The organism is Microbacterium sp. PI-1, from assembly GCF_004337555.1.
GTDB classification, from domain to species: Bacteria; Actinomycetota; Actinomycetes; order Actinomycetales; family Microbacteriaceae; genus Microbacterium; species Microbacterium aurugineum.
The window spans coordinates 39016-45422 of the sequence record NZ_SJYZ01000026.1; the positions used below are offsets into that span (position 1 = coordinate 39016).

5 protein-coding genes are annotated in these 6407 nt (G+C 67.0%); 1 reads left to right on the top strand and 4 read right to left on the bottom strand.

Annotated features, from left to right (window positions below; translation table 11 throughout):
- Positions 1 to 2 precede the first annotated feature (2 nt).
- Complete coding sequence (locus E0W80_RS16395) at positions 3 to 545, top strand: hypothetical protein (RefSeq protein WP_131494121.1); 543 nt, start codon at positions 3 to 5, stop codon at positions 543 to 545.
- A 26-nt stretch (positions 546 to 571) separates the two neighbouring features.
- Here the strand turns inward: E0W80_RS16395 and E0W80_RS16400 are convergent, their stop codons facing one another.
- Genes E0W80_RS16400 through E0W80_RS16415 form a run of 4 tightly spaced genes read right to left on the bottom strand, consistent with a single transcriptional unit; the run spans position 572 to position 6310 of the window.
- Entirely contained in the window at positions 572 to 991 is a 420-nt protein-coding gene (locus E0W80_RS16400) for a hypothetical protein (RefSeq protein ID WP_131494123.1), read from the bottom strand.
- A complete protein-coding gene (locus tag E0W80_RS16405) occupies positions 988 to 3081 on the bottom strand; it encodes a tyrosine-type recombinase/integrase (RefSeq protein WP_131494124.1) in 2094 nt (697 codons plus the stop codon). Before E0W80_RS16405 ends, E0W80_RS16400 begins: the two co-directional genes overlap by 4 nt.
- Positions 3078 to 4838, bottom strand: a complete 1761-nt coding sequence (locus tag E0W80_RS16410) for a hypothetical protein (protein WP_131494126.1) — start codon at positions 4836 to 4838, stop codon at positions 3078 to 3080. Before E0W80_RS16410 ends, E0W80_RS16405 begins: the two co-directional genes overlap by 4 nt.
- Positions 4835 to 6310: a site-specific integrase gene (locus E0W80_RS16415; RefSeq protein WP_165875497.1), complete on the bottom strand. Its 1476-nt coding sequence runs from the start codon at positions 6308 to 6310 to the stop codon at positions 4835 to 4837. The genes E0W80_RS16410 and E0W80_RS16415 overlap by 4 nt, the downstream gene beginning before the upstream one ends.
- Positions 6311 to 6407: the final 97 nt, after the last annotated feature.

A 6407-nucleotide genomic window follows, 5' to 3' on the forward strand; every position in this document is an offset into this window, starting at 1 on the left:
CCGTGTCGAAGTTCCTGTTCCCCGACAACTCCGTCGTCGTCAGTTTCGCGCATGCGAATGAGCTCGCCATCCTTCGCCAGTACCTCGGCGACAGCGGGCGCGTGACCGAAGCCGTGTCGCACGAGATCGCGATGTCGGCCAGACTGACTCCGCACCTCGCTGAACTGGATCAGGCCGAATGGTTCGGTGAACCGATCGAGATCTCCGGGCCCAAGAGCATCCGCGCGGTCGAAGGCCTGCGTGTCGCGGTCTTCGGTGGCACGAAGGCGCAGCCGCTTCAGCACCTGGGCGAAAGTCAGACCCTCCACCTGCTGAAGGAACACACCGAGTACCGGGAGTCGTATTGGCTCACGGAGGATCGTGACGCGTACAACTTCGCCGTCGCACAGCAGATCACTACTCGGGACATCTTTGGTCTCCTGGGCGACATGGTTGGCTTCACCGAGCTCAGCGCAGATCGAGCATTCGAAGTCGCACAGGCGATCCTCGATTCCGACCGGCACCTGTTGCGCGTGCCGACGTCACCGAACGACTTCATCAAGTAGACCGGCCCGGGGCTGGTGCCTCTGTTTCAGGCGTTACCGTCGGCAGTGTCGATCACAGGGATGGAGCGGATGTCGACGACCTTGCCTCGCTGGCCCAGCGTGCGCAGAAGGCGGTCGCGCTCGTCGGTGACCAGCATCAACGCCGTCGCGTAGGCGTCTAGGCGACCCCTCAGCTCGTCCCGCTCCGCCGTCACGCGGCGTCGACGAGCGCTCTCGGCCTCGAGCTCACCGCGGAGGCGGTCCACCTCGGGCTTCGTGCGATTCAGCTCACGGGCGCGTCGCTGGAACTCGGTGTTGATGTCCGGATTGTCGTGCGTCAGGCGGTGCCGCTTCACGCCGGCCACCTCCACAAGCCGGACGCCAGTGAGTGGGCCCGGAAGTCGCCCTTCCAGAAGATCCTCGGCGGCACGCTGCAGCGCAGCGCGCGTCTCGTCTGCGGTCGTCATCTCGCGGGGGTCCTCTCGTGTTCAGCAATGGTGGCGTCGTGGTGGGCGATGAGCGCCTGAGCGCGTTGGTGCCGGATAGGCGGCGCGAGCCGGTCGGCTTGAAGTTGGGCGGAGATCTGCTTGAGTTGCGCGATGTCGTCGTCCGTTCGGGCGATGTTTCGACAGGCGGATCGGCAGTTGCCGAGGACAGGCTCGGCGCTGTCGCGCGCGCACAGCGCGGTCTCAGCGTTGTAGACGCAGTGCATGCCCTCACCGGGGTACACCTGCAGGTTCGGGTTGCGCAGGAGTGTGCGTGCCTGACGGTGTGTCGGCACCGGGCGACCCGCGAAACGGGCGGTCGTCGCAGCGGCACGATCGGCGAGTCCCGACGCGGCCGGACCGCTGATGCGGCCGCCGTCGATTCGGTAGCTGTCGATCTCGCTGAGGTGCTCGTATCTCTCGAGCCAACGCTCGAACGCGAGCTCGTCCGGGAAACCGGAGGCGTAGTTGCCTCCGTATCCCTGGGTGATGAGCGTCGCGATGTGTCCGTACTGGACGGCCGCCGCGACGAGCCCGCGGGGCCGGCGGACGATGTGCCAAGCGAGGGTCCGACGCAGTCGGCGCGCGTTCACCCGTCCGTGCGGGTCATCGGGGATCAGGTCTGCTCTGCCGTTCGCCGTCGCGTACTCGTTCACCCAGCGGGTGAAGTCGAGAATGTCCGTTCCCATCTGGCTGGTGGTGCGCGCCTCGCCATCGCGCAGGTTCGACTGCGGCGTGATGCCGCGCAGGGCCTGCGGTCTCACGTGGATCGGGAACAGCAGCTGGTGGTCGTTGATCTGCTCCAGGATCTGCACGGCTCGGGCGGCGGTCGGGTGCACGACCCACGGGTTCTCGCGGATGCGCCCCTCGGGTTCCTTGCTACCCGTGCTGTCTCGAACGCCTTTCCAGCGCCGTCCCTTGATCGTCCAGATGTTGCTCTGGGCGTCGAAGTCGAGGCATCCGCGCTCGAGGCTGAGCACTTCGCCGGCGCGCATTCCGGACAGGTAGCCGATCACGAGGAAGCAGGCGGTCTGCAGCCAGGTCGCGAAGCGTGGGGCGTCGGCCCACGCGATCGGCTTGTCGCGCCACGGCCTGCCATCAAGCGATCCGGTGCAGCGGATCGGGAGGTAGGCGTCGTCGTCGATCGGAAGCCCGAATCCCTCGATGAGCGACCGCGCGGTGCGCACCCGGGTATCGCTGACGCGTGCGATGCGTCCGATGTGGGACCAGTTCACCGACCGCGAACCGCCGGCGGCGACGCGGCCAGGTAGTCCGACGCCGGCATCACGCAGCAACTCGAGCGCGCGGACGATGTTGGCACGGCCCTCCGCGTGAGACAGGATCTGCGTCGGTTCGCTGTTCACGGGGCGATGCCGGTACTCGCGGACGATCAGCTCACGGTAGAGGCGGAACGCCGCGACGATGTCGTCGCTGAAGTCCTCGACGAACCGTCCTGCCCATGCGATGAGCGGAACCAGTGTGGCGTCGCTGATCCGTGGCGTCCTGCTGCCCGCTGTCGAGCGCGGTGGCGCGATCAGGTCGAACGCCCTGTCGCCGTTCCAGGGCATCTCATCCGGCATTCGCATCGGGGCGTCCAGCAGGTCGCGGTGCGCCCAGAGCCGGCGGATCTCGGTGAGCATCTTTCGTGCGCGGTCGAAGCTCAGCTCGCGTCCGAGGTCAACCACGAGCTCATCCAGTCGCAACGGATCGAGCTGCGCGAGGTCGGTGATGCCCATGAGATCGAAGCGGGCGAGCAGCGCGGCCAGGCTGCTCTTGATCAGCGAAACGCTGCGCATCGAGAGTCGAGCTTCCGGCACGGCGCCGGGGATACCGCGAGGGCTGCCGTTGATAAGCATCCAGAGGTAGGCGCGCACCGTGGGTTCCCACCGATCGTTGAACACCGCGAAGTTGATGCTCACGCGTGCGGAGTGGTCTTCGAAGACGGCGGGCGTCAGATCCCATACCGCGTCGTCGTATCGTGACAACGACGCGACATCGGTTCCAGGCCGATACGCGCGCTCCTGCAGCACGAGTGTCTGCGGCGAGATCGCCGCCGCGCTGATCCCCCTCATCGCAGATCCCACCGTCCGTCGAGCAGCTGATCGATCAGACCCGCCGTCTCAGAGGCGGCACCGTCGTCTTGGGGAGCCCCCGGCATGCGCTCAAGCAGGTCAAGGACCCGACCGTGCGCGGTGCCGAATCTAGCCTCCCACTCGACGGGGAGCATCTCCGCTCGACGAGCCTCGAGTCGATCGCGCAGGACTCGCTGGATCGGAACGTGACGAGGTTCGACTCTGGCGTTCGAGCAGCCCAGGCAGAGCAGGAACGAAGCGGTGCACGCGTCGCCGGCCCGGCTGTATGGACTCGTCGTGTTCGACACGCACGCGGTCGCAACGGTGTCGAGGCGCCCTGCGAGCAGATCGGCGAGGGTCTCGACGTCGACGCCGATCACCGCCGCGACGCCCTCCGGGTCGGTCGACGCGGCGGTGACTTGTTCGGGCGTCAGAGCCGTGACCCGCGCTGCCGTCTGCACTCGCTGCATCTCGTCGTCCAGTGCATCGGCGACCACACGCTGGTTCGAAGCGAGAGCCGCGGGGTCCTTGCTGAGGTACGTGTCCGCGAGGGTCGCCGGGGTGTGATCCACAGGCCGTTGCCGTAGCTCGAGGAACGAACGGCGAATGCGCATCGTGTCGACACCAGCGTGTGTCTGGCCCGAGTGCGACCAGATCAAGCGGCGGCGATGCCCCGCAAGCTCGGCAAGCGGCCGGCAGAGCGCCGATGTGCGCGCGCCAGAGAAACCGACGAAGAGCCTCCGACTGCCCGCGATATTGCGCGAGCGGCTGCCGAGCTCGAGGACGATCCGGTAGATACCCGCGGGTGAAGCGAAATCGTCATCGCCTGCCGAGGTTTCTTCCCAGACGTCACTCGCGTCGAACGCGAGGTTGAGCTCTGCGCGATAGCGCCCTCGTCGCGGCTTGCGCGCGTCTGTGAGAACCATCGCGGACTCAGCCCGTTGGTCGTCAGCTCGATGATGATCGGCTGTCAGCTCAAGGAGGGTGCCGATGTTGTGGCCGGTTAGGCATTGCATCAGCACGGCGGCGGCGGCCATCTCTTGCATTGAAGGCAGAAGTTCCCGCGCGATCATATGAGACCGCGGTACTGCTTGGAGGCCCTTGGCTGTGCGCGGCACATCCCCCTTCTTTCCCAGCGTCCAGAGCACGAAGTCCCTATCCGTCTCGAGCACACCGGAGGACAGCACGCCGGCAACTTCGGCTTCGGCGGCCTGCACGCGCGTGAGAGCCCCGCGCACGATCGCACGCATGGAACGTCGAATCGAGCGGAACTCGGACGCGGTGTAGGCCTCAATCCGCTGCTTGTGCGGGACCGCGCGAAGCGGGCTGAGCAGCAGCTCTCGATAGGCTGTCGGCACGCTCGAATCGCCGCGCAGCACCACCCGCAATGCGAGCAGCTGCTCGTACGACTGCCTGTCCCGTTTGAAGCGCAATTCTCGCAGGTGGGCAGTCCGAAGCTCGGTCGGGCTGGAGGGGGCGTCCGGGTGGGCCGCGAGGTACCTCGCGTATGACCTGAGGGTGCTGTGTAGGAACATCGCCGATCCGATCGTGCGGCGGCTGCCACCGGGCCCCGTGGCGCGCGCGTACCCGCGCGCGAACGTCTCAGAAAGCGCTCGCGCCACCGGGAACTCATGGAAAGCGAACTCCTTCTTCCGCCCCGTGCGCTCTTCAAACACCGTCACGACGATCCGCTCGCCGTCGATGTGGAGCGTCTCGGGCCGCGCATAGTTGCCCTCCGGGAGCACTGCGCGGCTCATCGCACCGCCTCTCGCCGTTCATCATCGGAGATCAGGCGCACCCGCGAGTCGTCCCTCAGCACTTGCAGCAGCAGTTCGGGGTCGAGATCCGCCCGCCCGTACTCGAGCAGTGCCCGCACGTCCAAGGAGCGGAAGGGCTCGAGGTAGATGGCGCGCGTCGTGTTCACATCGGCGTGGCCGAGCATGGTCTGCACGAAGCTCCATGCGTCGCCGAATTGCTCGCGGAAGTCCTTCGCGCGTTCGGCGCCCTCGGAGCCCCAGCGCCGTTCCCAGATCAGCCGCGCCACGGCGTACCAGCGCAGGGCGAAGCTGTGACGGAGCATGTGCGGCTCGCAGTGAAGGTTCTCGACGCCGGCCTTCGCGACGCGCGCGTTGGCCCGCCCGAACGCTGGATACCAGGCACGCTTCGCCCTGGGCGTCCCGTCCTCGTTCAGCCACAGTTGAGCCGGCTCGAGACCCTCTGGCGTTTCGATGAACAGCCGGAGGCGCTCCCGTGGGCGGATGTCGTGCAGCGGAACCACCCGTGCAGCGCCAGCCTCGCGACCGCGCATGCGGGCATACCCGCTCGGTGCCGAATCTACGATCGTCACTCCATCAAGCCGATCGTAAGCCCCCATGCGCTGCGCCTTCCGGACGGCATCTGCGCGCTCCGTCTCCCGATACAGGGCGATTGCGTCCACAGCCTCCCGGCCGATCCAGTACGCCCGGGAGCGGCTCGTCTTCGCACACGCTGCGGCAAGCCTCTGAGTGCCGAACCGTTGCCCCTCGCGCAGGATCGCGAGCTCGGAGACCAATACACTCGACAGCTCCTGGAGCCGCAGCCCCGTGCTGTACAGACCCTCGACGAACGCGGCATCACGTGACTGCGACCTCGGCCGCCACCTGGTGCGCTCCTTCCCCTCACGCGTCAGTCCATGCACCCCGAGGTCGCGCCAGAGCCGGAAGGCGCCCGGCGAGAGCCATTTCACGTCCGCCTTCCGCACCGTCGACGGGCGGTAATCCGGACTGATGCCGGTACGGCTCACACGCTGCGACCCCCACGCGACGCTACCCGCCACCTCGAAACCCAGCGACGGACCGTCGAGGTGTCGCGCCGCCCACTCGTAGAACGACGACATCGCCGCGAGGTCGACGGACCAGGTGCTGCCCGCGATCGGCCGAGGATTGCGCGGGTCGGTGCGCCGCCAGAACTTGAAGTCCAGCAGATCGTCCTCGGTGACATCTTGCCAGTCGATGCCCTGTCGACGAAGGAAGTTGATCCAGATGAGCAATGAGTGGGCGTACTTCCGGTTCGTGCCCTCGGAGCGGGTGCGCATGCGCGCGCCCGAGAAGAAGCGGTTGAGCGCCGAATGCAGCGTCCCGTGGTCGTCGACGAAGAACGGGCGGCCGACCGCCGCTCGGTGACGGTCGGTGATCTCAGGCACCGCGGCGAGCAGGACAGGGTCGTCCGCTCGCATCTTGAGATCGGTCACGAAGTGGAGGTTCCAGGCGGCGGTTCGAGGCACCCGGCCAGCCTCACTGCGATGACAGAATCCGACCCACGCAACACGCCGGAACGGGGGTCAGAAT